Raw genomic sequence first — 23807 nt, forward strand, 5'->3', positions numbered from 1 at the left:
GGGCCGCGCGTCGGGGCGGCCGAGCGGCGTGCCGGTACCAAAAATTACCTTCCGTAACCGCAAGAGGGGGATGTTACCTTCCGTAATCGCAAGATGGGGATGGGCCGCATGGGGGTAACGATTACACGGGGTGTTGGTGCCACTGCTTCCAGCTTCCGCCGTTTCGCGGCCGACGGTGGATCCCCTCGTGGGCGGAGCTCCCTTCCTTGCTGCCGGAATTCCGATTCGGTCCGTTCTGTTACCTTTTTTATCGCTGTAAGTGAGTATGCTGGTGCGATACGAGTTTCGGTGTGTCCCGTCTCAGTGGGTCGTGATCGGCGCCCGATGCCTGTACGTTCCTTAAGCGTGGCGGTCACCAACAACGCGGTGATCGGTGTGGCCTTGGGCTACATCGAGGCAAACCCGGACGAAGTGGACCTCATGCGGTCCTTGGTCGTGCTGGCTCTGCACGGGCCATCCATCACAGCCCGTAGCACGATGCCGGCCCATGTCACGTGCCGAGCCGCGATCGTGTCCCCGGACTGGCGGGTGCTGGAGATCCTGGAGCCGTCCACCGCGGTCTGGCGGATGCCCGGCGGTCATGTCGACGCCGACGACTCCTCGCTGCTCGGCGCCGCGCTCGGGCTCGCTGCGCGCCGGGCCGGTGTCGAGGCCGACGCGGTGATCCCGGGCGGGATCCTCCCGTTCGACGTGGAGGTCAGAATCGTCGACGCCGCGCCGATCCTCGGTGAACCCGAGCACGTGCACTACGACATGACCTATCTCTTCCACGTCGAGGACCGCAGCCTTGCGGTGCGGGAGAGCGCCACGACGCAGGTTCGGTGGGTGGCGCCCGAGCGGATTTCCGGCCAGCTGGGCGCGAAGCTGACCAGAGCGTCCCAGCAGGCCGGGCTGGTGCGCTGACCGGACCCGTGCGGGCCTGATCCGCTGGGGTGCCGGGCAACCCCGGGCCAGCAGCGCGGGCCAGCAGGACGGGTCAGCAGGACGGGTCAGCAGCGTGGGTCGGGGAGCCAGGTCTCGGCCCAGAGGGAGAGGGCCGCGACCGTGTCCGCGAGGTCCGCTCCCTTCGCGGTCAGATGGTACTCGGTCCGCGCGGGCGTGTCCGGGACGACGGTGCGTCTGACCATCCCTTCGGCTTCGAGTTCCCTCAGCCGTACGGAACAGAGCCGGTCGGACAGGTTGGGCACCGCCGTCGTGATCTCGGAGAACCGGGTTGCGCCGGCCAGCATCGCGCGCACGATGGCCCCGGTCCAGCGCCGCCCGATGGTCTCGACGGCATGGTGGTAGCGCGGGCAGAACGAGGACAGCTCCACCCTGATCAGCCTATGCTTGCCCGCCATCAGCCGGCCCGATCCGGTGATAGCGGCTTACCTTTCGTCAGCTCATGACGTCGTGGGGCGAGGAGCCCGGTTCGCGGCCGCCCCCGGCCCGATGCGCCGTCTGGTGCGCCGGTCAGCCGCTGAAGCGGGCGACCGCGCGCATCTTGTTCATCGCGTCCAGAGCCGCGACCTTGTAGGACTCGGCGAGCGTCGGATAGTTGAAGACGCTGTCGACAAGGTAGTCGATGGTGCCACCGCAGCCCATCACGGTCTGTCCGATGTGGACGAGTTCGGTGGCTCCCGTACCGAAGACGTGCACCCCGAGAAGGCGCCGGTCGTCCGGGCTGACCAGTAGCTTCAGCATCCCGTACGAGTCACCGAGGATGGCTCCGCGGGCCAGCTCCCGGTACCGGGCGATGCCCACCTCGAACGGGATGGCCTGCTCGGTCAGCTCGTCCTCGGTGCTGCCAACATAGGAGATCTCCGGGATCGTGTAGATCCCGATCGGCATCAGCTCGGCCCGCATGGCGTTGACGTCCTCGCCGCAGGCGGCGTACGCCGCGAGGCGTCCCTGTTCCATCGACGTCGCCGCGAGAGCGGGAAATCCGATCACGTCGCCGACCGCGTAGATGTGATCGACCTCCGTGCGGAAGTCCGAGCCGACCTTGATCCGGCCGCGGTTGTCCGCGGAGAGACCGGCCGCCGGAAGGTGGAGGATGTCGGTGAGCCCCTGCCGCCCGGCCGAATACATCACCGTGTCCGCCGGGAGCTTCTTCCCGCTCTCGAGCAGGGTGAGGGTACCGCCGTTGTGGCGTTCCACGGAGACGACCGACTCGCGGAAACGGAAGGTCACCGCAAGATCGCGGAGCTGATACTTCAACGCCTCGACGATTTCGAGGTCGCAGAAGTCGAGCATCCGGTCACGGCGCTCGACGACGGTCACCTTCGTGCCGAGCGCGGCGAACATCGAGGCGTATTCGATACCGATCACACCGGCGCCGACGACGACCATCGACCGGGGCAGTTTCTCCAGGGCCAGGATCTGGTCGCTGTCGACGACGGTCCGTCCGTCGAAGTCGACCGTGTCCGGCCGCGCCGGGCGGGTTCCCGTGGCGATGATGATTCTTTCCGCCTGGATCCGGCGGTCCTCGGTGTCCTCGCCGCCCGCCCGCACGTTCACGGTGTGCGGATCGACGAAGCTGGCCAGTCCCGTCAGCAGGGTGACGTGGTTACGGCTGAGCTGGTTGCGAATCACGTCGATCTCGCGGCTGATGACATGTCTGGTCCGCGCCGAGAGGTCACCGACGGTGATGTCATCCTTTACCCGGTAGCTCGACCCATACAGCTCACGCTGTGACATGCCGGTCAGATAAAGGACCGCTTCTCGCAGCGTCTTGGACGGGATCGTGCCAGTGTTGATGCTGACACCACCGATCATTTCCCGCTTGTCGACGATCGCGACCCGTCGGCCGAGCTTGGCCGCTGCGATCGCGGCCTTCTGCCCGCCCGGCCCGGATCCGATGACGAGGACGTCGTAGTCGAACATCGTCACATCCCCCGCAATCTATCGGTCTCCGGTGAACCCGAGGCTATCCGGCCGGACGGGTCGGATCGGCATGTTGGCCGTGCTTGTTACGTCCATTTCTTCTGGGAAATTTCTCGGGAGTCGCTTTACCTGCGGGTTATCACTTGAGGTAGGTGTCGCGAACCCGTCCGTGATGGCCGAGGTGTGCCGCCGCGTCCGCCATATGTGCCGGTGTGGTTCCGGCTGAGAGCTTTTCGAGTCCAACTGGTGGGAACCCGTCGAGGAGTCGCGACGCCAGGCTGCCGGGCCCTCGCCGCCGGGCTGGCAGACCCTGCCGCCGGGTCGACGTGCCGGGCCGTCGTGCCGGCAGGTGAAATTTGGGGCACCCGCCACCCGTAACCAACCCGCCGCCGACCCGTTAAACCTCTAGCGGGGGTCGTGGAGGCTGTCTGGGGGGTCTTCCACGGCCCCCGCCGCGCCGTCGGGCGCCGCCGTCGGGTTGCGCCGTCGGGACGGAACACCTCCGTGGGTCACGGAGGTGCCCGGGAGACGCGACGGTGGGGGAGCGGCCGCCCGACGAGCTTCGGCTACGGGTGGGTCATCGACAGCACGTCGAGCGCGGCGTCGAGCTGTGCCTCGGTGAGTTGGCCCGCCGCAACGTAACCGCGCTCGAGAACGACCTCGCGAATGGTCTTCTCCTCGGCGAGCGAGATCTTGGCGATCTTCGCGGCCTCCTCGTAGCCGATGTACTTGTTCAGCGGCGTCACGATGGAGGGGGAGGACTCGGCGTAGCGGCGGCAGCGTTCGACGTCGGCGACGATGCCGTCGATGCAACGGTCGGCGAACAGTCGGCTGATCGTCGACAGGATGTGGATCGACTCCAGCAGGTTACGTGCGATCACCGGCAGCATGACATTGAGCTCGAAGTTCCCGGCTGATCCGCCGAACGCGACCGCCGCGTCGTTGCCGACGACCTGGGCGACGACCTGACAGACCGCCTCGGGAAGGACCGGATTGACCTTGCCGGGCATGATCGAGGATCCGGGCTGGAGGTCGGGCAGCCGGATCTCGCCGAGCCCGGCTCGCGGGCCGGACGAGGCCCAGCGCAGGTCGTTTGCGATCTTGTAGAGCGAGAGGGCGATCACCCGCAGCACGCCGGACGCCTCGACGAGGCCGTCCCGGGAGGCCTGCGCCTCGAAGTGGTTGCGTGCCTCGGTCAGGGGAAGACCGGTGCTGGCGGACAGTTCCTCGATCACCGCGGCGGAGAAGCCGGGCGGGGTGTTGATGCCGGTCCCGACGGCTGTCCCACCGAGCGGCAGCTCTCCGATCCGGGGCAGTGCCACCTGCAGGCGCTCGACGCCGAGCCGGACCGCGGCGGCGTACCCGCCGAACTCCTGGCCGAGCGTCACGGGGGTCGCGTCCATCAGATGGGTCCGGCCGGACTTCACGACGTCGGCGAACTCGGTCTCCTTGCGACCGAGCGCGGTGGCAAGGTGCTCCAGGGCCGGGATCAGGTTGCCGACGATGCCCTGGGTGGCGGCGATGTGGATCGATGAGGGAAAGACGTCGTTCGAGGACTGCGAGGCGTTGACGTGGTCGTTCGGGTGAACCGGGCGGCCGAGGCGCTCGGAGGCGAGCGAGGCCAGCACCTCGTTGGTGTTCATGTTGGACGAGGTGCCGCTGCCGGTCTGGAAGACGTCCAAGGGGAACTGGTCGTCCCAGTCACCACGGGCCACCTCCGTGGCCGCGTCGACGATCGCCTCGGCGATGTCCGCGTCGAGCACGTCCAGCTTGGCGTTCACCGTCGCGGCGGCGGCCTTGATCCGGGCGAGCGCCGCGATGTGCGCGCGGGAGATCCGCTGGCCGGAGACGGGAAAGTTCTCCACCGCCCGCTGCGTCTGGGCCCGCCACCGGGCCGTGACCGGTACCCGGACGTCACCCATGCTGTCGTGCTCGATGCGGTATTCCTGCTCGCTCATGCGCCTGTTCTCCCGATGCTTGTCGCCCGTGCCCTGTACCGCCCGTGCCCTGTACCGCATACTGGGGCCGCGTGCCGGCGAGATGCCGCCTGGACGCGGCCCCAGGGCCGACCTTAGGACATGTCGGGACCCCTGCTATAGGGGGCCGCTCGGGGTCTCCGTCACCTTGCCTTCGGCGAGGTTCCTGAGGGGAACGTCGGGGCTTCGGCGCAATGCGGGGAAGGGTGGCTCCGACGAGTCTGGTGTGAGGGGCGGTCCGGGCTCAGCCGGCGGCGCGCTCGCGGGTACGCATCTCCCGGCGAAGCTCCGGCGGCAACGCGAAGAGAAGGTGCTCGTCCGCGGACGTGACCTCCTCCACATCGGTGAAGCCCCGCTCGGCGAGCCAGGCCATCACGCCGGTGACGAGTTCCTCCGGCACCGATGCGCCACTGGTGACCCCGACGGTCTCGACACCATCGAACCAGCTCAGGTCCACCTCGGTGGAGTCGTCCACGAGGTAGGCGGCCGGGGCGCCGGCGTCGAGCGCGACCTCGACCAACCGGACCGAGTTCGAGGAGTTCCGCGAGCCGACGACGATGACCAGGTCGACCGCGCCGGCGATCTCCTTGACGGCGACCTGGCGGTTCTGCGTGGCGTAGCAGATGTCGTCGCTCGGTGGACCCTGCAGATGCGGGAAGCGCTCGCGCAGCGCGTCAACCGTCGTCATCGTCTCGTCGACGGACAGTGTGGTCTGGGAGAGGAAAGCCACCCGCTTCGGATCGCGGACCTTCACCCCGGCGGCGTCCTCGGGCCCGTCCACGAGGTGGATGCGGTCCGGAGCCTGCCCGGTGGTGCCGACGACCTCCTCGTGGCCCTCGTGGCCGATGAGGAGGATGTCGTAGTCCTCACGGGCGAACCGCCTGGCTTCAGAATGCACCTTGGTGACCAGTGGGCACGTGGCGTCGATTGTGCGGAGCTCGCGCACCGCCGCCTCTTCGTGCACCGTTGGTGCCACTCCGTGGGCTGAAAACACGACGGTGGCGCCGTGCGGCACCTCGTCGGTTTCGTCCACGAAGATCGCGCCCTTGGCCTCCAGCGTCTTCACGACATGAAGGTTGTGAACGATTTGTTTGCGTACGTAGACCGGTGAACCATACAGCTCTAGTGCTTTCTCCACGGTCACGACGGCTCGATCGACACCAGCGCAGTAGCCGCGCGGTTTGGCAAGAAGGACCCGGCCCATGGGTGGGAGTCTACGCGGCGGCGGGCGGTCGGGAAGTCGGCTAGGCGATGCATCACCCGATGGCGACATCGTCCGGTCCGGCCGTGGCGAGGGCCGCCGACCGTTGTGGGGCGAGACTGTGGGGCGTGGTTGTGGGGCGAGGTTACGGTGCCCGGGTGGCACTGACATCGTCCCCGGAACAGCCGCTGCCGGTCCGCAGCGTGTCGCGCGCGCTGGGAGACTGGATCAACCGGCTGGGGCGGGTGTGGGTCGAGGGGCAGGTGACCGGGATCGTCCGCCGTCCCGGGATGGGAACGGTCTTCCTCACCCTGCGGGACCCGGTCGCCGACGTGTCCCTGCGGGTCACCTGCCCGCGCGCGGTGTGCGACGCGGTGGGGCCGGCGCTCGTCGACGGGGCCCGCGTCGTGGTGTGGGGCAAGCCGTCGTTCCACCCCGGCCGAGGCACGCTGGCCCTTGCGGTTGTTGAGATTCGCCCGCTCGGTGCCGGTGCGCTGCTGGCCCGGCTCGAACAGCTCAAGGCCACGCTGGCGGCCGAGGGGCTGTTCGCCGCGTCCCGTAAGCGGCGTCCTCCGTTCCTCCCGGCGGCCGTCGGCCTGATCACCGGGCGGGCCAGCGCGGCGGAGCGGGACGTGGTCGAGAACGCGCGCCGTCGCTGGCCGGCGGTGCGTATCGTGTTACGGGAGGTGGCCGTCCAGGGGCCTCTCGCGGTCGCCCAGGTCATCGACGCGCTGCGGGAACTCGACGCGCGTGCCGAGGTGGAAGTGATCGTCATCGCTCGTGGCGGCGGGTCGCTGGAGGATCTGCTGCCCTTCTCCGACGAGGCGCTGCTGCGGGCTGTCGTGGCTGCGCGTACCCCGGTGGTGTCGGCAATCGGACACGAGCAGGACACCCCTTTGCTCGATTTCGTCGCCGACGTCCGCGCCTCCACGCCGACGGATGCGGCGAAGAGGGTGGTGCCGGACGTCGGTGAGCAGGCGATCGCGGTCGCCCAGCTGCGGGCCCGGGCCCGGCGGGTCGTCGAGCACCGACTTGACCGGGAGGAACGTTGGCTGGCGGACACCCGGGGACGCCCCGTGCTCGCAACGCCCACGCGCGACGTGGACCGCAGAGCGGACGACGTGTCGGCGCTCCTCGCCCGTTCGCGCCGCTGCGTCCGCCACGTGATAGATGTGACCGGGAACGATCTGGCCGCCACCCGCGCCCGGATGCGCGCGCTGTCGCCGGCGGCGACCCTCGACCGCGGGTACGCCGTGGTGCAGCGCACCGTGGATGGTGCGGTTGTGCGCGGACCTGCCGAGGTTGCGGCCGGGGACGGGCTCGCTATCCGGGTGGCGGGCGGAACGCTGCGCGCGACGGTCGTGGACGGCTGAGCAGGCCCGGCGGCCCGGTCGGCTGGAGGGGCCGCTCGCTCAGGAGATCAGGAGACGCTCAGGAGAGTGGAGTCGCCGCGGCCAGTCGAGCGCGGGCGCCGTCGAGCAGCGCCTGACAGGTCTTGGCGAGCCCCTCGCCCCGTTCCCAGAGGATCAGTGACTCCTCCAAACTCACCCCGCCGGCCTCCAGCCGGCGGACGACCTCCTCGAGTTCGGCTCGCGCGGCCTCGTAGGTGACCGGTGGGGCCGGGACGCCCGGCGGGAGGACATCGGCGGCGGAGCCCGATGTGCGACCGGTAGGGCCGTCGTTGGATTCTTCGGGCATGGCCACCTCCGTGCCGCCTCCACAACCCTCTATCTTCCACAATCCTCTATAACGATGTCCGCTCAATCCGTGACCGCGAGGTTTCGGGCCGGTCCCGACCCGACCCGGCATCCACCGTTGGGCGACCCGACGGCCAGGAGGCACCGGCGTGGCGATTTCCCCTCTGTCTGGCCAACATGATATCCAACAAGGGACAATCATGGCTGAACCCGGCCGGTCCGGCGGAGATCCATAGTACAAGGTCACTGCACGGCGTTTCAGGTTGGTCTCGGTCCGAGACGGACCACGACCGGCCTGGCACACCGGCCGTTACCCGCAGGACATCCAGTCCGGAGGTAGCAATGCCCGCGCTACGCCCGACGCCTCGTCGCAGACCTCTCGGCGACCTCGCCCGAGAGCACGCTCCGCCTTCGGTTGCCGCCGTGGGCGCCGTGCCGAGGGGTGAGATGATCGGAACGCGGGTTGGCGGCGCCCATCCCGGATGGCGGATGCCGGCGACGGGCCCGCTGCTACGTCGGGCGGCCGGCCTGGTCATCGGCATGGCGATTCTCATCCCCGCCGCCACCGCTCTGGAGGGTGGGGGCCAGCCACCGGCCGCAACGGCCGTCGCGCCCGCACGGCCTCCCGTCATCGCGGCCGCCGTCCAGCGCTGACCGGGTTCGCGCTGACCGGGTTCGCGCTGACCGGGCGGCTTGCATCGACCGGGCCCGTACCGGCGGCCCGATCAGTTCGTGGCGGCGGGAACGACCGGTCGCAGTGACGCGGCGAGGGTGACCAGATCGGCCTGATTCGCCCCGCCTTTGCCGTCTCCGTCATCCACGATCATGGTGACGCCGCCGTCGGTTCGGGTGAGCGCGAGATGCCCATCGCCGTCCCGGCGCTGCTGCCAGGCGACGCCTTCCACATCGACCGTGCCGTTGGCCGGTCGGTTCCCCAGGATCCGCTGGACCGCGGTGGGAGCGTTGCTCTCGACGAAGCGGGCGAACGTCCGATGGTCGGGCCGATCGACGACGTAGCCGATCGCCGCTTCGGCGGGACCACCATCGGCACCACCGTCGCCACCACCGGTGGGCAGCGTCAGGCGGATGGAGGTCGGCTTCCAGTAGGAGGGCAGGCCAGCCGGCCCGAGCGGGGAGTAGGGCGCCTGGCGGGCGAACGCCGCCATCGGCTCACTCGTCGCGACGACCTTGACCGCGGGCTCGTCGCCTCCGCGGGGCATGACGAAGACGACGAAGAGCAGGACACCCGCCATGACCACGGCGAGAGAGAGCGCCATGTCTCTGATCGTTTCCTGACCGCGTCGTCGTGCCACGTCCCCATCTTCCAGGTCCGAACCCCCGAATGGGCACCTGGACCACGTCTGGGCGGCTCGCGGGGGTGGTGGTGTGTTCAGACTCTCGCCCGGCTGGAGGGCCTTATCGGGGAGTGCGGGGCGAGAAACCGGCCAGATCGGGGCCTGCCGGGCAGCCGTCACGCCCCCTCCGCGTGACGGCTGCCCGATGCTTCGTTGGACGCGCGCACCGGGTTGAAGGTTGCGTGCCTCTTCGGCGGATTCGAGATGTCGTGTCGACGACAGGCCGGATTTGCCGGACGGCCGCGGGCTCACCTTCGCGGCGGGATAGGGTCATGGAGGTATATTCGGCGTCACTCCGGGCCTAGTTCGGGCGCCGACGGGGCTCCCGAACTAGGCTCGGGCCGTGTCTTCCACTGCTGAATCCTCCGCCTCCAGGCCTTCCGACGCCTCGTCCGTGCCCGATACGCTGGCCGTGCAAGGGCAGGCTCCGGATCGCAACCTCGCGCTCGAACTCGTCCGGGTAACCGAGGCAGCCGCGCTCGCCGCGGCGCGCTGGGTCGGCCGTGGCGACAAGAACGGCGCGGACGGGGCCGCCGTCGACGCGATGCGCCGACTGGTCGGCACCGTCTCGATGCGCGGGGTCGTCGTGATCGGCGAGGGGGAGAAGGACGAGGCCCCCATGCTGTTCAACGGCGAGGTGGTCGGTTCGGGCGAGGGCCCCGAATGCGACGTCGCCGTGGATCCCGTGGACGGTACGACGCTGACCTCCAAGGGGATGAATAACGCCATCTCGGTCATGGCGGTCAGCGAGCGTGGCTCGATGTACGACGCGAGCGCGTGTTTCTACATGGAGAAGCTGGTCACCGGCCCGGAGGCGGCCGGGGTGGTGGATATCACGGCCTCGGTGGAGGACAACATCCGCGCCGTGGCGAAGGCCAAGGAGATCCTCCCGCGGGACGTCACCGTGGTGGTCTTGGACCGGCCCCGGCACAGCCAACTGGTCGAGCAGATCAGGGCGGCCGGCGGCCGGGTTAAGCTGATCTCCGACGGCGACGTCGCCGGAGCGGTGATGGCCGCCTCGGCGGACACCGGCGTGGACCTGCTGCTGGGGATCGGCGGCACTCCCGAGGGGATCATCACGGCCTGCGCCGTGACCTGCCTGGGTGGAGTGATCCAGGGCCGGCTGTGGCCGCGGGACGACGCGGAGTATCGCAGGGTTGCCGACCTCGGGGGCGATCCGGCCCGGGTACTGTCCACCCGGGACCTCGTCGACAGTGACAACGTCTTCTTCGTGGCGACCGGCATCACGGACGGCGAACTGCTCGCCGGGGTGCGGTACCGGCCGGGCGGGGCGAACACGTCCTCGTTGGTGATGCGGTCACGCTCGGGCACCATCCGCCGGGTGGACAGCCAGCATCAGCTCACCAAGCTGCAGGCGTACTCCACCGTTCCGTTCTGAGCCGCCGCGGTCCCGTTCTGAGCCGCCGCGGTCCCGTTCTGAGCCGCCGCGGTCCCGGTCGCAGCTTCGATCCAAGTCGCCGGTCCGGTCGGAGTTCCGTACAGTTTCCATGCTGTTCCTGTTCCTGTTCCTGTTCCGTTCCGACTCCGATCTGGTCGGGAGGTGGTCGCATGGTGCACTACCCGCGACCGTCCGTCCCCGCGAGGGTGTTCGCGCGCCTCGACCCCCCGGGACCGCACGGCAGCGCCGCGGAGGTCCGGACGCTGGTGGGTGCGGCACGCAGGTTCCTGCGCCATCCACGGCCCCCCGTTCTGCTTGGTTGCGTGGGGGCGCTTGCCGTCCTGCGGGTGGTCCGAGGCCCGTGGCGGATCCGGGACACCGGCGTCGCGGTGGCCGCCGTGGCGGCGCAGCCCTTCGTCGAGTGGAGTGTGCACCGGATACTGCTCCACGCCCGGCCGGGCAGTCGGCTGGGATCGATCGGTTACCAGCTTGCCGGATACGGGCACGAGCAGCATCATCGCGATCCGACCAACCTCGACACGATGTTCCTGCGCCCCCGCGAGGTGATCAGCGGAACCGTCGCCGTCGCGGCGCCTGCGTTGCTCGGGCCGCCATGGGTTGCGACCGGCGCGCTCTGCCTTGGGATGGGTGCGCTCGTCTACGACTGGACGCATTTCCTCATCCACACCCGGGTCCCCCCGCGCACGGCCTACTACCGGCGGCTGTGGCGAGGGCATCGTCTGCACCACTACCGCAACGAGCGGTACTGGCTCGGGGTGACCAGTCCGCTCGGTGATCTGGCCCTGCGCACCGACCCGCCGCGGGACGCCGTGGCACTCTCGCCGACCGCCCGCGGGCGGGGTACCACGCCGCCAGCCGTCCTGCCGCCACCCCGTCTGCTCAGTTTGTTCGGACTGCTCAGTGCTCCGGGAGGGCCGGTGATGGCCAGCTGAGGCCGGGGGATGCGAGGCCGCCCGGGTCCCCGCTGCCAGTCACCGGGCCAGGATCGGGCTGACCGAGCCGGGGGGTGAAAAGACCGGGCGGGCGGGCGGCCGCGCGCCGAAGCCGATGGGTGTGGGTCCGTGGCACCGTGGGAGGCGGCGCGGGCCGCCCGACGCCTTCCAACCACGCGCGAAGCCGGCTGTCGGGCGTGTTCGCCTCGATGGTCAACCGGGCGAGGGCGAAGCGGTCGTCGGCGGGATGCGAGAGGACGTCGCGTACCGCGCAGGCCGAACTGTAGCCGGCCGAGATCACAAGCTGGCGTACGGACAGGTCGTATCCGCCGAGGGGGTAGGCGAACGTGCGAGGTTCGTCCCCGGTCGCCACGGCCAGCCGGCGGCGCGACAGCGTCAGTTCGGCGATCACGTCGGTCCGCGCCAGCTCGTCCAGCCGCCGTCCGGTGTGACCGGACCCGCCGATTTCTATCCCGAGACCCCGTATTCGATGAAGGTCGGTCCGGTTGAAATAGCCCGGATCACCGACCCGCGAACTGGTCACGAATACCGTCGCCGTCAGACCCGTCTCGGCCAGTCGGCGGAGAGCCTTCAAGGTTTCCACGCCGCCGTCGTCGAAGGTGATGATGACCGGGTTGGCCGGCGCGGTGGCCGCGCGCAGGGATGCGGCATATTTCGACACGGTGAGCGCCTGCCGGCCGGAGGCGGCGATGAGGGCGCAGTGCCGCATGAAGGTCGCGAAGGGGATTAGCCGACGTCGCGGGCCGCGTGGCGGCTGCGTGTCGAGAGACCGGTAGCGCAACATCGGGATCATCGGCGTTCGTCCCGCTGAGCAGGGACTGGCGGTCACCGGGGCCCGACCGGCTCACCAACGGACGGGGCGTGCTCGCCGGAGAAAGCGTGAGACGTGCACGACAAGCGGGCCTCCCTACGTCCGCCGCCTCCGGGGATGCGGCACCCGATATGCCAGTGGAAGTGCACCTGAACGGTGGGTGCGTGATGCGGCATGGAATCTAGCACGAGCTGCGGCAATAGGTGCCGTCGCGTTGCCGGTGTTTGTCGTCGACCGTTCCATCTACATGCCTGTTATTGTTTTTATTGATGGCATGGATTTACCTGTGGGGTGGTTGTGGCGGTACGGCCGACCCGGCGTGGGGAACCGGCGTGGGGAAGCGGCGGTCCGGGCTACAGCGGCCGGCGTCGGCGCTCGGCGGCCGACTGCGCGAGGGAACGTTGCCGCTCGCGGCGCGCCACTTGGGCGCGGCGACCCCGGAAGAGCGCGATGACGACTACCAGGATGAAGGCCGTCAGCAGGATCGGAGCGTGAAGGATCATCTCCGAGCCGACATCGATGGCCTTGTTGCGCAGGCCGGAGCCGCCGTTCCCGGCTGCGGGGTTCAGGTAGCCGACGCCGAGGGTGATGAGCGCGTAGGCGAGCGGCGGCATGATCACTACGCCGATGAGGTCATCCGCATGCACGCGGACCGCGGCGAGGACGCACGAGCCGATGAACAGCACGCCGAAGGCGAACTTCAGGGAACCGAAGATCGCGGAGTCCGCGATGGCACCGAGCCCACCGATGACGAGGACGAGGATGCCGGTGCCGAGCGCGGTGAGGCCCCGGCGGCTGCCCGTGAACAGCGTGGGCGGCGGCCCACTCGCCCGACCGCGCGAGCTGCGGGCGTACAGATCATCATGCCCGCGAGCGCGTGCGGATCTGCCCGGCGGTCCGGCCGACTGCCGGTGAGGCGGCACACTCACGAAGGCAAGGTACCGCCCGCAGATTTCCAATGCGTCAGGGCGATGCACCAGACATGCGCATCGGCTCTCGCATTTGAGCTTTCGGTGTCGATCTCACTGCTTTCCGTTGCTTAAGCCTCCTTATGCTGGTCGTTCGCGTCCCATCTGGCCGGATCTGCGCCGTCAGGGGTCTGGTACCCGACATCGATTCCGGGGTCCTCCATGGCGCCACCCCGCCCGGTCGTCGCGCCCTCCCCGGTGCTCCTCAGGAGCTCGGCGGCGGACAGCGGCCGCACGCCGGTCTCTACCGGAACCGGACTGGGGAGCCCCGCCTCGACGACTTCCATGGCCGCGAGCCGGCGGGCGGGGGTCAGCACCCGGCTTTCCAACGAGCCGACGGTGGAGTTGAAGTCCCCCACCGCCCGGCCGAGCGAGCGACCGAGGCGATCGACGTGTTCGCCCAGGGTGCCGAGGCGGGTGTAGAGGTCGCGACCCAGCTCGAAGATCTCCTTCGTCCGTGCGGTCAACGCATCCTGAGTCCAAGCGTGGGCGATGGTCCGCAGCATAGCGATCAGCGTGGTTGGGGTGGCGATGATGACCTTCTTGCCTGCGGCGTGCTCGAGCAGGCCGGGATCGTGATCGAGGGCAGGGGCCAGGAACGCCTCGGCGGGGACGAAGAGCACCACGAACTCCGGGGACGACGGCAGCCGCCGCCAGTAGGACTTGGCGCCGAGGCCGTCGACATGCGCACGCAGATGGCGGGCATGGGCGGCCATCCGGCGCGCGCGATGGTCCTCGTCCGTCGTGTCGGCGGCCTCCAGGAACGCGCTGAGCGGAACCTTCGCGTCGACGACCACGTTGCGGCCACCGGCAAGGTGGACGACCATGTCGGGCCGTTGCGGGCCGTCGTCGCCCTGGATCGTCATCTGCTCGGTGAAGTCGCAGCGGTTGAGCATGCCGGCCACCTCCGCCACCCGGCGCAGCTGCATCTCGCCCCAGGCACCGCGGGCCTGGGGCCGGCGCAGCACGGTCACGAGCGCGGCGGTCTGCGACCGGAGGTTCTCCGACGCCTCGCGGGCGAACCGCACCTGCTCGACGAGCGCCGAGTAGGCCTCGGTGCGCGCGGTCTCCAGCTCCCGCAGCCGGTCCTCCATCCGCCCGAGGGCCTCCCGCAGCGGCGTCACCATGCTCTCGACCGCCGAACGACGGACGTCGAGGTCGCCGCGGGCGCGGGCGCCGGCCTCGTCCAGCCGGGCGGAGGCCAGCTCTACCAGCTGACGGCTCGCGCCCTCCAGAGCCTGCGCGGACAGCGCTCGGAAGCTCTCGGCAAGCCGGTCCTGGCTCTGCTCGACCAGCGCCACCCGCTCGGCAGCCGCTCGCTGCTCGTACTCCAGCGCGGTGCGCAGGCTGGACACGTCCGACTCGGCCAGCATCGCACGCTCGGCAGCGGCGGCGGCGGCCTCCCGGGCCTGGTCGCGCTCCCGCACGGCGGTGGCGTGCGCAGCCGTGAGCGCGGCGACCCGCGGCTCGGCGAAGCGGCGCGCGGCGGCGAATCCGCCCATGGCGCCGAGAGCCAGCCCGATCAGGGCCAGCAGCGCGCTGGTCGTGTCCACGGGAGAGAGGCAATCACGGCCCTCCGACAGTTTCGCGCGGTTTCGCGGTGAGACGGTCCCCGGCCGGGCCCTTCCCGGCGAGCTGCCGTGGGGCCCGTAGCCGTGGGGCCCGTAGCCGTGGGGCCCGTAGCCGTGGGGCCCGCAGCCGTGAGGTCCGTAGACTGACCGGCCATGGGCTTGTCGATCGGGATCGTCGGGCTGCCCAACGTCGGCAAGTCCACGTTGTTCAACGCCCTGACGCGCAATGAGGTGCTGGCCGCGAACTACCCGTTCGCGACGATCGAGCCGAACGTGGGCGTGGTCGGGGTGCCCGATCCGCGTCTCGGCGAGCTCGCGAAGCTCTACGACAGCGCCCGGACGGTGCCGGCCACGGTCAGCTTCGTGGACATCGCCGGTCTGGTCCGAGGCGCGTCCGAGGGGCAGGGCCTGGGTAACCGCTTCCTCGCGAACATCCGCGAGTCCGACACGGTCTGTCAGGTCGTCCGGGTGTTCTCCGACCCCGACGTGGTGCACGTCGAGGGCAGGGTCGACCCGGCCGACGACATCGAGACGATCAATACCGAGCTGATCCTCGCCGATCTGCAGACCGTTGACGCGCGCCTGCCGAAGCTGGAGAAGGAGGCCCGTGCCGACAAGACGAAGCAGCCGTTGCTGGCCGCGGTGAAGGCCGCGCGCGAGGTGCTTGACGCCGGCCGCACGCTGTCCTCGGAACCGAAGATCAATCGCGACGCCCTGCGGGAGCTTTTCCTGCTCACCGCCAAGCCTTTCCTCTACGTCTTCAACGTCGACGAGGACGTCCTCGCCGATTCCGGTCGGCGCAAGGAACTTGTCGGGTCCGTCGCGCCCGCGGACGCGATCGTGCTGTGCGCCAAGGTCGAGGCCGAACTGGCCGAGCTCGACGAGGCCGACGCCGCGGAGCTGCTGGCCTCGCTCGGCCAGGAGGAGAGCGGCCTTGCCCAGCTGGCCCGGATCGGTTTCCACACCCTGGGGCTCCAGACGTTCCTGACGGCCGGCCCGAAGGAGGCCCGGGCCTGGACCATCAGAGCCGGGGCGACCGCGCCGGAGGCCGCCGGGGCCATCCACACCGACTTCCAGCGTGGCTTCATCAAGGCCGAGATCGTCTCGTACGACGCCCTGATCGCGGCCGGTTCGATGGCCGCCGCCCGCGCGGCCGGCAAGGTGCGCATGGAGGGCAAGGACTACGTGATGGCCGACGGCGACGTCGTGGAGTTCCGCTTCAACGTCTGATCAGGGGCCGTTCCCGTGTGATGAGAAGCACCTACCGCGTGGCGGCATGCCTGTTGAGGCCGCGGCCGTTCAGTCAGATCACGCGAAGCACGGTGATAATGATCCACCTGTCTTCAATGGTATAGACGATGAGTCCCCAACCGTCACCGAAGGTTGCTATCCACTGATTGTCACGTTTTAGGCAGTCATCAGACCGTGCGTGACGGGCGCGGATGGCCGGGCGGGTACCAGATTTCGGCGATCGCGGTCGGATCGCCGGCGGCAATGCGGCGTTGGTCCTCGTCGATGCCGGCCTGGATCTCCGGGTTGGCGCAAAGCACGGCCTGAGGCCACCAGCGGTCAATGACCCGGTGCGGCGGCGCCAGATCAAGGGCGTCGTCGGCCTCGACAGCCGCCGCGTGGAACTTGGCTTCGAACTCGGCACGATGGTCAGGCCTGGGCGCGGCCCGGACCGCCGGACCGGTGCGCTCAACCCGGTTGCGTACCCCGTACGAGGGGATCGTGACATCCGCACTCATGAGATTGGTTCTCGCCCGGCGCAGCCTCCCGACCGCTATGGCCGGACCGCGAAGGAATACGAGTCCGGAAGTAGCTTTGGGATCAACGTCCGCCTCTACAGCGAGGCTGTGGCCGCGGCCTGAAGATCTCCGGCGGCCGTGGTCACCGCGCTAAACGAGCTGCCGGGTGCCCCGGGTGGCCGCGGCGACGATCGCCTCGGCCGGTCCTCGCACCCCGCTCGCCCGCCAGGCGGTGGCAACGGTCAGGGCTACGGCCGCCTGGAGCAGAAAGGACGGCGTCGGATCCGCGGGGAGGAAGGACGCGGACATCACGATCACGTGGGTGCAGTAGAGGGTCAGTGTCATCGATCCGACGGCGACGAGCGGGATCAGCATCAGGGGCGGCAGCAGCTGGCTCAGGAGCAGGACGAACCCGAGCAGGGCGACTGCGGCCGCGCCGGTGTGCAGCAGATCGACGGGCGTGGACGAGTGCGGGGTGTCGACGGCCAGCCACCACCAGGTGTTCGTCGGGGTGCTGCCGTACAGCCCGGCGTCGAGGATGGACCGCACCGGCAGCGGCCCGACTCCCGCGACCTCGACGGGATCGACGGATTCGAGTGCGGCCATGCCCGCGGCGTGCCGGAGCAGGGCCCAGGAGACCAGCGACGCCGCCGCGGCGATCGTGCCACCCCCCGCGAGCAGGGCGGCGGCGACCCGCGTGGACCGTAGATCCAGCCGGCCGACCGTGAGTCCCACGCAGAGGTACCCGAGCCAGGCAAGCGCCGGATAGAAGCCGGTGAAGCCCATCTCCAGAGTCAGGTTCACCGGGTGGGTGAACGCCCGGCCGAAGGTCGGGTCGGCAAGGGTCGGGGGCGGCAGATGGTCCCGGCTGAGGAGGCCCGCGGCCGGGACGACCGCGAACGCCAGCACCGTGACGACGACCAGCGCTCCGACCGGAGCCCGCAGCAGCGGCACGGCCAGGATGAACATCAGCGCGTAGTAACAGAGGATCACCGCGATGCCGGAGTGGGTGTAGCCGAGGGCGAGGCCGATCGTCCCGATGCAGACCGCTCGTGCCACGGTCGACGCGCGCGCCTGTGGCGCCGGCAGCCGGCCGGTCGACAGCGCCAGCGCCACCCCGGCGAGTACCGCGAAGGCCGCCGAGGCCCGGCCGGCGGCGAGCAGATGCGCGGGGGTCCCCGCCCCGTCATCCCCGACCGCGGGATAGATGTGCGTCGCGACCATGCCGATCAGGGCGAGGCCCCGCGCCGCGTCGACTCCGCGTAGGCGGCTTTCCCCGCCGGCCTGCGGGTGACGGGGCTGAAGCATCGCGGGCACGCCCTTCAGACTGGTCTCCGGGCAGAGGTGGGTTTCATCCGGCCCGCCGGGAGCGTTCCCGGGCCGACGCGGGCACCGCGACCGTGGCTCGGCAGTCAACGACCGATGAGTGGCGAGGAGAGGAGGATGGCGTGATCTGCCATCTGGTGGGCCGGTCCGAGTGGGCGGCCGGGGCTGACGGGTACCGCCCGGCGAGCCTGGCATCCGAGGGGTTCATCCATTTCTCCGCCCCGGAGCAGGCCGTGGCCACCGCGAACCGGTACTACGCCGGGCGTGCGGACCTGCTGCTGGTCGTCGTCAACCCGGAGCGGCTGAGCGCGGAGCTGCGCTGGGAGCCGCCGGCGCCCGTGGCGCCCGCCGGTCAGGCGCCCGCGGGGGGCACGCCCGCGCCAGGGGAGCTCTTCCCGCATCTCTACGGGAGGATCGACACCGCAGCGGTGACGATCGTCGTACCGTTCCCGCCTGATCCGGATGGTGTCTTCCGGGTGCTGCCCAGTCTCTGGTGATCTCCACGTCTGTTCGGTACGAGACGTCTGTTCGGTACGAGACATCTGTTCGGTACGAGACATCTGTTCGGTACGAGCGCTCAGTACGAGACGCCGGCAGAGCGCAGGATCTGTGAGATCCTGCGGGCCAGGGCCACGTCCAGTTCGGTGACGCCGCCGACCGAGTGGGTCCAGACCGTGAAGGTCGTTGTTCCCGGGCCCCGCTCGACGACCGGATGATGGTTCATCGCGTCCGCTGCCTGCATGACCTCGGCCACGATCGCGTCGGCCTCGTCCCCGTCCAGCATGATCTCCAACTGGATCCGGTCGGCGTCGCCGATCCAGCCGGGTAGTGCCGCCAGCGCCCCGGCGACTTCGGTGGTGTCCAGTCTGCTCGGCATACCGATTTCCTCCGGCTGGTGATTCTCTGATTCTCTGGCTTGGATTCTCTGGCTTGCGGTCCGCGTCCCGCTGCTGGGCGAGCCGTCCTGGTGGAGCCACCCGAAAGGGTCATCAGACACGATCCGCCGGGAACGGATCCACGGCTGGCCGGACTCTGGGAGAGTCCGGCACCATGAACGCGGATGTGGAGGGCTTGGATGCCCTCCCTTCTACCCATGGACGACGGCGTGGAACACCTGAGGACCGGGACGGCACCGACTCCCCGGTGGTGAAGGGACGTCTGGTCGTTGCCGTCGCGCTGCTCGACGATGATCGCCGGGTGCTGGCCGCCCGGCGCCGGGAACCGCATCCCTACGCCGGGATGTGGGAGTTTCCGGGCGGCAAGGTCGAGCCCGGCGAGCACGAGCTCGACGCGCTCGTCCGGGAGTGCCGGGAGGAGCTCGACGTCGAGATCGAGGTCGGTCCGCCGCTCGGTGAGGTCGGGCTGTCCAGCCCCGGATGGGTGCTGCGGGTGTGGCTCGGCCGGGTGACGCGCCGGCAGCCCCGGCTCGTCGAACATGACGAGCTGCGCTGGCTCGGCGTGGCCGAACTGGACGATGTCCGGTGGATGCCGGCCGACGGTCCCCTGGTGGCGGAGTTGCGCCGCATGCTGTCGACTCCCGGATCGCTCTTCTGAAGGTCGACTCTTCTGAAGGTCGGCGACGGGAGGTCGCGGATCGGTGAAGCCCCGGACCGGTGAAGCTCGTTGTGGCCGAGGCGTCCGTGCCATGGGTGCACCCGTACCATGAGTGGCGGTGCGACCGTTGCCGGTGTACGCGTGACGGGCAGATCGTCGTGCCGCGGCGCCGACACCATGGCGGACACTCGCCAGAACGTTCGCGTCACCGGTTCATGCGTTACCGTCGTTTCATGCGGTGACGTCGTCGTTGTTGCGGGGTCGCGAACCCCATGTCCGCCCCGGAGCGCATCACCGTGTCTCTTCGTGCCGATCTTCGAAACGTGGCAATCATCGCCCACGTCGACCACGGCAAGACCACCCTCGTCGACGCCATGCTGCGCCAGTCCGGCGCGTTCGGCGAGCATGCCGAGCTCACCGACCGCGTGATGGACTCGATGGACCTGGAGCGCGAGAAGGGCATCACGATTCTCGCGAAGAACACCGCGGTCCGTTACGGCGACATCACGATCAACATCGTTGACACGCCCGGTCACGCCGACTTCGGCGGTGAGGTCGAGCGCGGCCTGTCGATGGTCGACGGCGTCCTGCTGCTCGTGGACGCGAGCGAGGGCCCGCTGCCCCAGACGCGCTTCGTCCTGCGCAAGGCGCTCGCGGCGCGGCTGCCGGTGGTGCTCGTCATCAACAAGGTGGATCGGTCGGACGCCCGGATCGCCGAGGTGGTTGACGAGACCTACGAGCTCTTCCTCGACCTCGACGCCGACGAGGACCAGATCGACTTCCCGATCGTCTACTGCAACGCGAAGGCGGGTCGTGCCTCCACCACCCGCCCGGCCGACGGGGTGAGCCCGGACTCACCCGATCTCAAGCCGCTGTTCGACCTTCTGCTGGAGACCGTGCCGGCGCCGTCGTTTGATCCTGACTCGCCGCTGCAAGCCCTGGTCACCAACCTCGACGCGTCCCCGTACCTCGGCCGGCTCGCGCTGTGCCGGGTGCACAACGGCACGATCAAGCGTGGTCAGCCGGCGACGCTGTGCCGGGCCGACGGCAGCCAGCAGCGCGTCAAGATCAGCGAGATGCTGATGACGCAGGCGCTTGAGCGGGTACCGGCGGAGTCGGCCGGGCCGGGCGACATCATCGCCATCGCCGGCATCCCCGACATCACGATCGGGGAGACCCTCGCCGACGCCGATGATCCCCGGCCGCTGCCGGTTATCACCGTCGACGAACCGTCCATCAGCATGACGATCGGCATCAACACCTCCCCGCTCGCCGGCCGTTCCGGCAAGAAGCTGACGGCGCGGCTGGTCAAGAACCGGCTGGACGCCGAGCTCGTCGGCAACGTGTCGATCCGGGTCCTGCCCACCGAGCGGCCGGACACCTGGGAGGTGCAGGGCCGCGGGGAGCTGCAGCTCGCCGTGCTTGTCGAGCTGATGCGGCGCGAGGACTTCGAGCTGACCGTCGGCAAGCCGCAGGTCGTCACCCGCACTGTCGACGGTAAGATCCACGAGCCGGTGGAGCGCCTCACCATCGACGCGCCCGAGGAGTTCCTCGGCACGCTGACCCAGCTGCTCGCGCTGCGCAAGGGCCGGGTCGAGCAGATGGTCAACCACGGCACCGGCTGGATCCGGCTGGAGTACCTGGTCCCGGCCCGCGGGCTGATCGGGTTCCGGACCGAGTTCCTCACCGAGACTCGGGGTACCGGGCTGCTGCACCACGTCTTCGACCGGTACGAGCCCTGGTTCGGGGAGCTGCGCACCCGGGCGACAGGCTCCATGGTCGCCGACCGCAGCGGGGTGGCGACCGCGTACGCCCTGTTCAACCTCCAGGAACGCGGCACGATGTTCGTCGGGCCGACGACCGAGGTCTACGAGGGCATGATCGTGGGTGAGAACTCCCGGGCGGACGACATGGACGTCAACCCGACCAAGGAAAAGAAGCTCACCAACATGCGTTCATCCACCGGCGACGAGCTGGTCCGGCTCACCCCGCACCGGATACTCACCCTTGAGCAGGCGCTGGAGTTCTGCCGCGAGGACGAGTGCGTGGAGGTCACCCCGGGCTTCGTGCGTCTGCGCAAGGTGGCGCTGACCGCAGCCGAGCGCGAGAAGATCCGCTCCCGCCGCCGAGTCTGAGCGGTCCCCAGATTGCGGCAAAGCTACCCGTAGGGTCGTTAATGTGACGACAGCTACCCCATCATCACCCTCTACTGCGCCACTTCCCACCCGGCGGGCGATGTTCGTGCACGCCCACCCCGATGACGAGGTGATCTCGACGGGGATCGCGCTTGCCTCGTACGCCGCCTCCCCCGACACCCACGTCACCCTCGTGACGTGCACGTTGGGGGAGGAGGGGGAGGTACTGGTGCCCGAGCTGATCCATCTGCGGGCGGATCGGGGCGACCAGCTCGGTGGCTACCGGATCGGCGAGCTGGCCGGTGCCTGCGCCGCGCTCGGCATCACCGACCAGCGCTTTCTTGGCGGTCCCGGGCGTTGGCGGGACAGCGGGATGATCGGCACCCCCGCCAACGACCATCCCCGCTGCCTGTGGCGGGCGGACCTGGACGAGGCCGCGGTGGAGCTGGTGCGGATCGTGCGCGAGGTCCGGCCGCAGGTGCTCGTCAGCTACGACGCCCGTGGTGGTTACGGGCACCCCGATCACATTCGGGCCCACGAACTCACCCGGCGGGCCTTCACCGACGCCGCCGACCCGTCCTTCGCCCCGCAGGCCGGTCCGGTCTGGCAGGTCGCCAAGCGCTACGAGACGGCGCTGGCGCGATCGAGCGCCGTCGCGGGCTTCGAGTACTTCCGCGATTCCGCCGCTGAGAGCAACCCGTTCGCGGGTCTGAAGTCCGTGGACGAGCTGGGGGTGACGCTTGTCGACGATGCGGACATCACGACCGAGCTCTCCGCTCCCCACTTCTTCGAGGCGAAGATCGCAGCCATGCGGTCGCACCGGACGCAGATGAGCGTTGACGGGTTCTTTTTCGCGCTCGCCGACGGCATCGGCCAGCGAGCCTGGAGTGTCGAGCACTTCGTGCTGGCCGAGGGCGCCCGGGGGCCGGGGGACGGTCCGGAGGGGCGGGAGCGGGACCTGTTCGCCGGTCTCGTGCGCGAGCCCTGATCGGCTCCGGCGCCCCGGCCCGCTCGCCTGCCCGCTCGCCGCGGTGGCACAGGCACCTCGGTGGGAATGTTCTGGACGGCCCCGTGTTCGTAACGCTGTAATCAATGTAAGTATGGCGTCGGCCGAGGAGGTCGGATGCGGACCAGACGTGCCAAGGGAGACGGACCCGACCCGACGCGGCCCGGTGGTTCCTCGCCGGTCGAGCCGCTGGACGCCTACTCCGCGGTCGTGACCCGGGTGGCCGCGGCGCTGACCCCGTCGGTGGCCAGCCTACGGGTGCGTACCCGGCGCGGCGCGGGAGCCGGCTCCGGGGTGGTGTTCACCGACGACGGGTTCCTGCTGACCTCCGCGCACGTCGTCGAGGGGCATCGGGCCACCTCCGGAGCATCGGTCGGGCTGGCGCAGTTCGCGGACGGCACCGAGCGCGAGGTCGACCTGGTGGGTGCCGATCCGCTCTCGGACCTGGCCGTGCTGCGGGCCCGGGGCACGACCCCGCCGGCTGCCGTCCTCGGGGACGCCGCGGGTCTGCGGGTCGGCCAGCTCGTCGTGGCCGTCGGCAACCCGCTGGGGCTCACCGGCAGCGTGACCGCCGGGGTCGTCAGCGCCCTCGGCCGGTCGTTGCCGACCCGTTCGGGCTCGGCCGTGCGGGTGGTCGACGAGGTGATCCAGACCGACGCGGCCCTCAACCCGGGTAACTCCGGCGGGGCGCTGGTCACGGCCGACGCCCGGGTGGTGGGAGTGAACACCGCCGTCGCCGGTGTCGGCCTGGGGCTGGCCGTCCCGGTGAACGACACGACGAGGAAGATCCTCGCCGCGTTGATGCGCGACGGCCGGGTCCGCCGGGCGTACCTGGGAGTCGCGGGGGCGGGTGTTCCGTTGCCACCTGCCGTGGCCGAGCGGATCGGGCAGCGCTACGGTGTCTGGCTGGCCGAGGTGGTCGTCGGCAGTCCGGCCGGGATCGCCGGGCTGTTCACCGGGGATCTCGTCCTGTCGGTGGCCGGGACGCCCGTCGTCACTCCGGGTGATCTCCAGCGGCTGCTGACCGAGGGCACGATCGGCCGGCCAGTGGAACTAACGGTGTGGCGGCGGGGCGCGTTGGTGGACGTGATCGTCGTACCCGCCGAGTTGGTGATCGCCTGAGGACCGAGATCCGCCGCCGGGGTCCGCCACGGGGGTCCCGGGGCTGGGGCCTCGGGGTTGGTCGGCCTGACCGGGTGGGCCTGGCGGACGATGTCCTAC

The 23807-nt window shown here is 69.8% G+C and carries 23 protein-coding genes; 11 read left to right on the forward strand and 12 right to left on the reverse strand.

All coding sequences use genetic code 11. The features are described from left to right. Positions 1–345: 345 nt before the first annotated feature. Positions 346–903, forward strand: a complete 558-nt coding sequence (locus AC08OO_RS14120; protein ID WP_232234875.1) for an NUDIX hydrolase — start codon at positions 346–348, stop codon at positions 901–903. An 86-nt stretch (positions 904–989) separates the two neighbouring features. On the opposite strand, the gene AC08OO_RS14125 is transcribed toward AC08OO_RS14120, so the two are convergent. The 4 genes from AC08OO_RS14125 to AC08OO_RS14140 all read right to left on the reverse strand — a co-directional run bounded on the left by AC08OO_RS14125 (position 990) and on the right by AC08OO_RS14140 (position 6045). Beyond that, on the reverse strand, positions 990–1340 hold the full coding sequence (locus AC08OO_RS14125) for a winged helix-turn-helix transcriptional regulator (RefSeq protein WP_476618622.1): 351 nt from the start codon (positions 1338–1340) through the stop codon (positions 990–992). A gap of 112 nt (positions 1341–1452) precedes the next feature. Then, on the reverse strand, positions 1453–2865 hold the full coding sequence (sthA, locus tag AC08OO_RS14130; RefSeq protein WP_476606414.1) for a Si-specific NAD(P)(+) transhydrogenase: 1413 nt from the start codon (positions 2863–2865) through the stop codon (positions 1453–1455). Between the two features lie 566 nt (positions 2866–3431). Next, on the reverse strand, positions 3432–4823 hold the full coding sequence (locus tag AC08OO_RS14135) for a class II fumarate hydratase (RefSeq protein WP_476610352.1): 1392 nt from the start codon (positions 4821–4823) through the stop codon (positions 3432–3434). Positions 4824–5085: 262 nt separating this feature from the next. Then, positions 5086–6045, reverse strand: a complete 960-nt coding sequence (locus tag AC08OO_RS14140) for a 4-hydroxy-3-methylbut-2-enyl diphosphate reductase (RefSeq protein ID WP_476606412.1) — start codon at positions 6043–6045, stop codon at positions 5086–5088. Positions 6046–6200: 155 nt separating this feature from the next. Between AC08OO_RS14140 and xseA the strand changes: the two genes are divergently transcribed. Continuing rightward, the gene (gene xseA / locus AC08OO_RS14145) at positions 6201–7415 is read left to right on the forward strand and encodes an exodeoxyribonuclease VII large subunit (RefSeq protein WP_476610351.1); all 1215 of its coding nucleotides are present in this window, start codon (positions 6201–6203) and stop codon (positions 7413–7415) included. 58 nt (positions 7416–7473) lie between these two features. On the opposite strand, the gene AC08OO_RS14150 is transcribed toward xseA, so the two are convergent. Continuing rightward, positions 7474–7746 (reverse strand): exodeoxyribonuclease VII small subunit, encoded by a 273-nt coding sequence (locus AC08OO_RS14150; RefSeq protein WP_476610350.1) that lies wholly within the window; start codon positions 7744–7746, stop codon positions 7474–7476. Between the two features lie 440 nt (positions 7747–8186). On the opposite strand from AC08OO_RS14150, the gene AC08OO_RS14155 reads away from it, so the two are divergent. After that, positions 8187–8393: a hypothetical protein gene (locus AC08OO_RS14155; RefSeq protein WP_476606409.1), complete on the forward strand. Its 207-nt coding sequence runs from the start codon at positions 8187–8189 to the stop codon at positions 8391–8393. A gap of 71 nt (positions 8394–8464) precedes the next feature. Here the strand turns inward: AC08OO_RS14155 and AC08OO_RS14160 are convergent, their stop codons facing one another. Continuing rightward, positions 8465–9052, reverse strand: coding sequence for a DUF4245 domain-containing protein (locus AC08OO_RS14160; RefSeq protein ID WP_476610349.1), 588 nt, complete (start codon positions 9050–9052; stop codon positions 8465–8467). Between the two features lie 436 nt (positions 9053–9488). On the opposite strand from AC08OO_RS14160, the gene glpX reads away from it, so the two are divergent. Next, entirely contained in the window at positions 9489–10493 is a 1005-nt protein-coding gene (gene glpX, locus AC08OO_RS14165; protein WP_476618623.1) for a class II fructose-bisphosphatase, read from the forward strand. A gap of 170 nt (positions 10494–10663) precedes the next feature. Next, positions 10664–11446 (forward strand): sterol desaturase family protein, encoded by a 783-nt coding sequence (locus AC08OO_RS14170; protein WP_476606406.1) that lies wholly within the window; start codon positions 10664–10666, stop codon positions 11444–11446. On the opposite strand, the gene AC08OO_RS14175 is transcribed toward AC08OO_RS14170, so the two are convergent. From AC08OO_RS14175 to AC08OO_RS14185, 3 genes are all read right to left on the reverse strand, one after another. Next, positions 11412–12260, reverse strand: coding sequence for a polysaccharide deacetylase family protein (locus AC08OO_RS14175; protein WP_476610347.1), 849 nt, complete (start codon positions 12258–12260; stop codon positions 11412–11414). The two genes, AC08OO_RS14170 and AC08OO_RS14175, sit on opposite strands and share 35 nt — an antisense overlap. A 371-nt stretch (positions 12261–12631) precedes the next feature. Then, positions 12632–13255: a DUF6542 domain-containing protein gene (locus tag AC08OO_RS14180; protein ID WP_198537738.1), complete on the reverse strand. Its 624-nt coding sequence runs from the start codon at positions 13253–13255 to the stop codon at positions 12632–12634. 62 nt (positions 13256–13317) lie between these two features. Then, the gene (locus AC08OO_RS14185; RefSeq protein ID WP_476610346.1) at positions 13318–14799 is read right to left on the reverse strand and encodes a DNA recombination protein RmuC; all 1482 of its coding nucleotides are present in this window, start codon (positions 14797–14799) and stop codon (positions 13318–13320) included. A 171-nt stretch (positions 14800–14970) separates the two neighbouring features. Between AC08OO_RS14185 and ychF the strand changes: the two genes are divergently transcribed. Beyond that, positions 14971–16047 (forward strand): redox-regulated ATPase YchF, encoded by a 1077-nt coding sequence (ychF, locus tag AC08OO_RS14190; protein WP_476610345.1) that lies wholly within the window; start codon positions 14971–14973, stop codon positions 16045–16047. A gap of 188 nt (positions 16048–16235) precedes the next feature. On the opposite strand, the gene AC08OO_RS14195 is transcribed toward ychF, so the two are convergent. Continuing rightward, positions 16236–16565 (reverse strand): DUF6247 family protein, encoded by a 330-nt coding sequence (locus AC08OO_RS14195; protein ID WP_476610344.1) that lies wholly within the window; start codon positions 16563–16565, stop codon positions 16236–16238. Between the two features lie 150 nt (positions 16566–16715). Beyond that, positions 16716–17873, reverse strand: coding sequence for a heparan-alpha-glucosaminide N-acetyltransferase domain-containing protein (locus AC08OO_RS14200; RefSeq protein WP_476610343.1), 1158 nt, complete (start codon positions 17871–17873; stop codon positions 16716–16718). A gap of 140 nt (positions 17874–18013) precedes the next feature. On the opposite strand from AC08OO_RS14200, the gene AC08OO_RS14205 reads away from it, so the two are divergent. After that, positions 18014–18388, forward strand: a complete 375-nt coding sequence (locus tag AC08OO_RS14205; RefSeq protein WP_476606394.1) for a DUF952 domain-containing protein — start codon at positions 18014–18016, stop codon at positions 18386–18388. A gap of 80 nt (positions 18389–18468) precedes the next feature. On the opposite strand, the gene AC08OO_RS14210 is transcribed toward AC08OO_RS14205, so the two are convergent. Then, positions 18469–18768, reverse strand: coding sequence for a 4a-hydroxytetrahydrobiopterin dehydratase (locus AC08OO_RS14210; protein ID WP_085015717.1), 300 nt, complete (start codon positions 18766–18768; stop codon positions 18469–18471). Between the two features lie 173 nt (positions 18769–18941). Between AC08OO_RS14210 and AC08OO_RS14215 the strand changes: the two genes are divergently transcribed. The 4 genes from AC08OO_RS14215 to AC08OO_RS14230 all read left to right on the forward strand — a co-directional run bounded on the left by AC08OO_RS14215 (position 18942) and on the right by AC08OO_RS14230 (position 23708). Continuing rightward, positions 18942–19445: a (deoxy)nucleoside triphosphate pyrophosphohydrolase gene (locus AC08OO_RS14215; protein WP_476610342.1), complete on the forward strand. Its 504-nt coding sequence runs from the start codon at positions 18942–18944 to the stop codon at positions 19443–19445. A 272-nt stretch (positions 19446–19717) separates the two neighbouring features. Then, positions 19718–21580 carry a translational GTPase TypA gene (gene typA, locus AC08OO_RS14220; protein ID WP_476618624.1) on the forward strand — a complete coding sequence of 621 codons (1863 nt, stop codon included), beginning with the start codon at positions 19718–19720 and terminating at the stop codon, positions 21578–21580. A gap of 100 nt (positions 21581–21680) precedes the next feature. Then, entirely contained in the window at positions 21681–22568 is an 888-nt protein-coding gene (gene mshB, locus AC08OO_RS14225) for an N-acetyl-1-D-myo-inositol-2-amino-2-deoxy-alpha-D-glucopyranoside deacetylase (RefSeq protein WP_476618626.1), read from the forward strand. 135 nt (positions 22569–22703) lie between these two features. Next, the gene (locus AC08OO_RS14230) at positions 22704–23708 is read left to right on the forward strand and encodes a S1C family serine protease (RefSeq protein ID WP_476618625.1); all 1005 of its coding nucleotides are present in this window, start codon (positions 22704–22706) and stop codon (positions 23706–23708) included. The last annotated feature ends 99 nt before the right edge of the window (positions 23709–23807 follow it).

Source organism: Frankia sp. CeCAU1 (genome assembly GCF_977971845.1).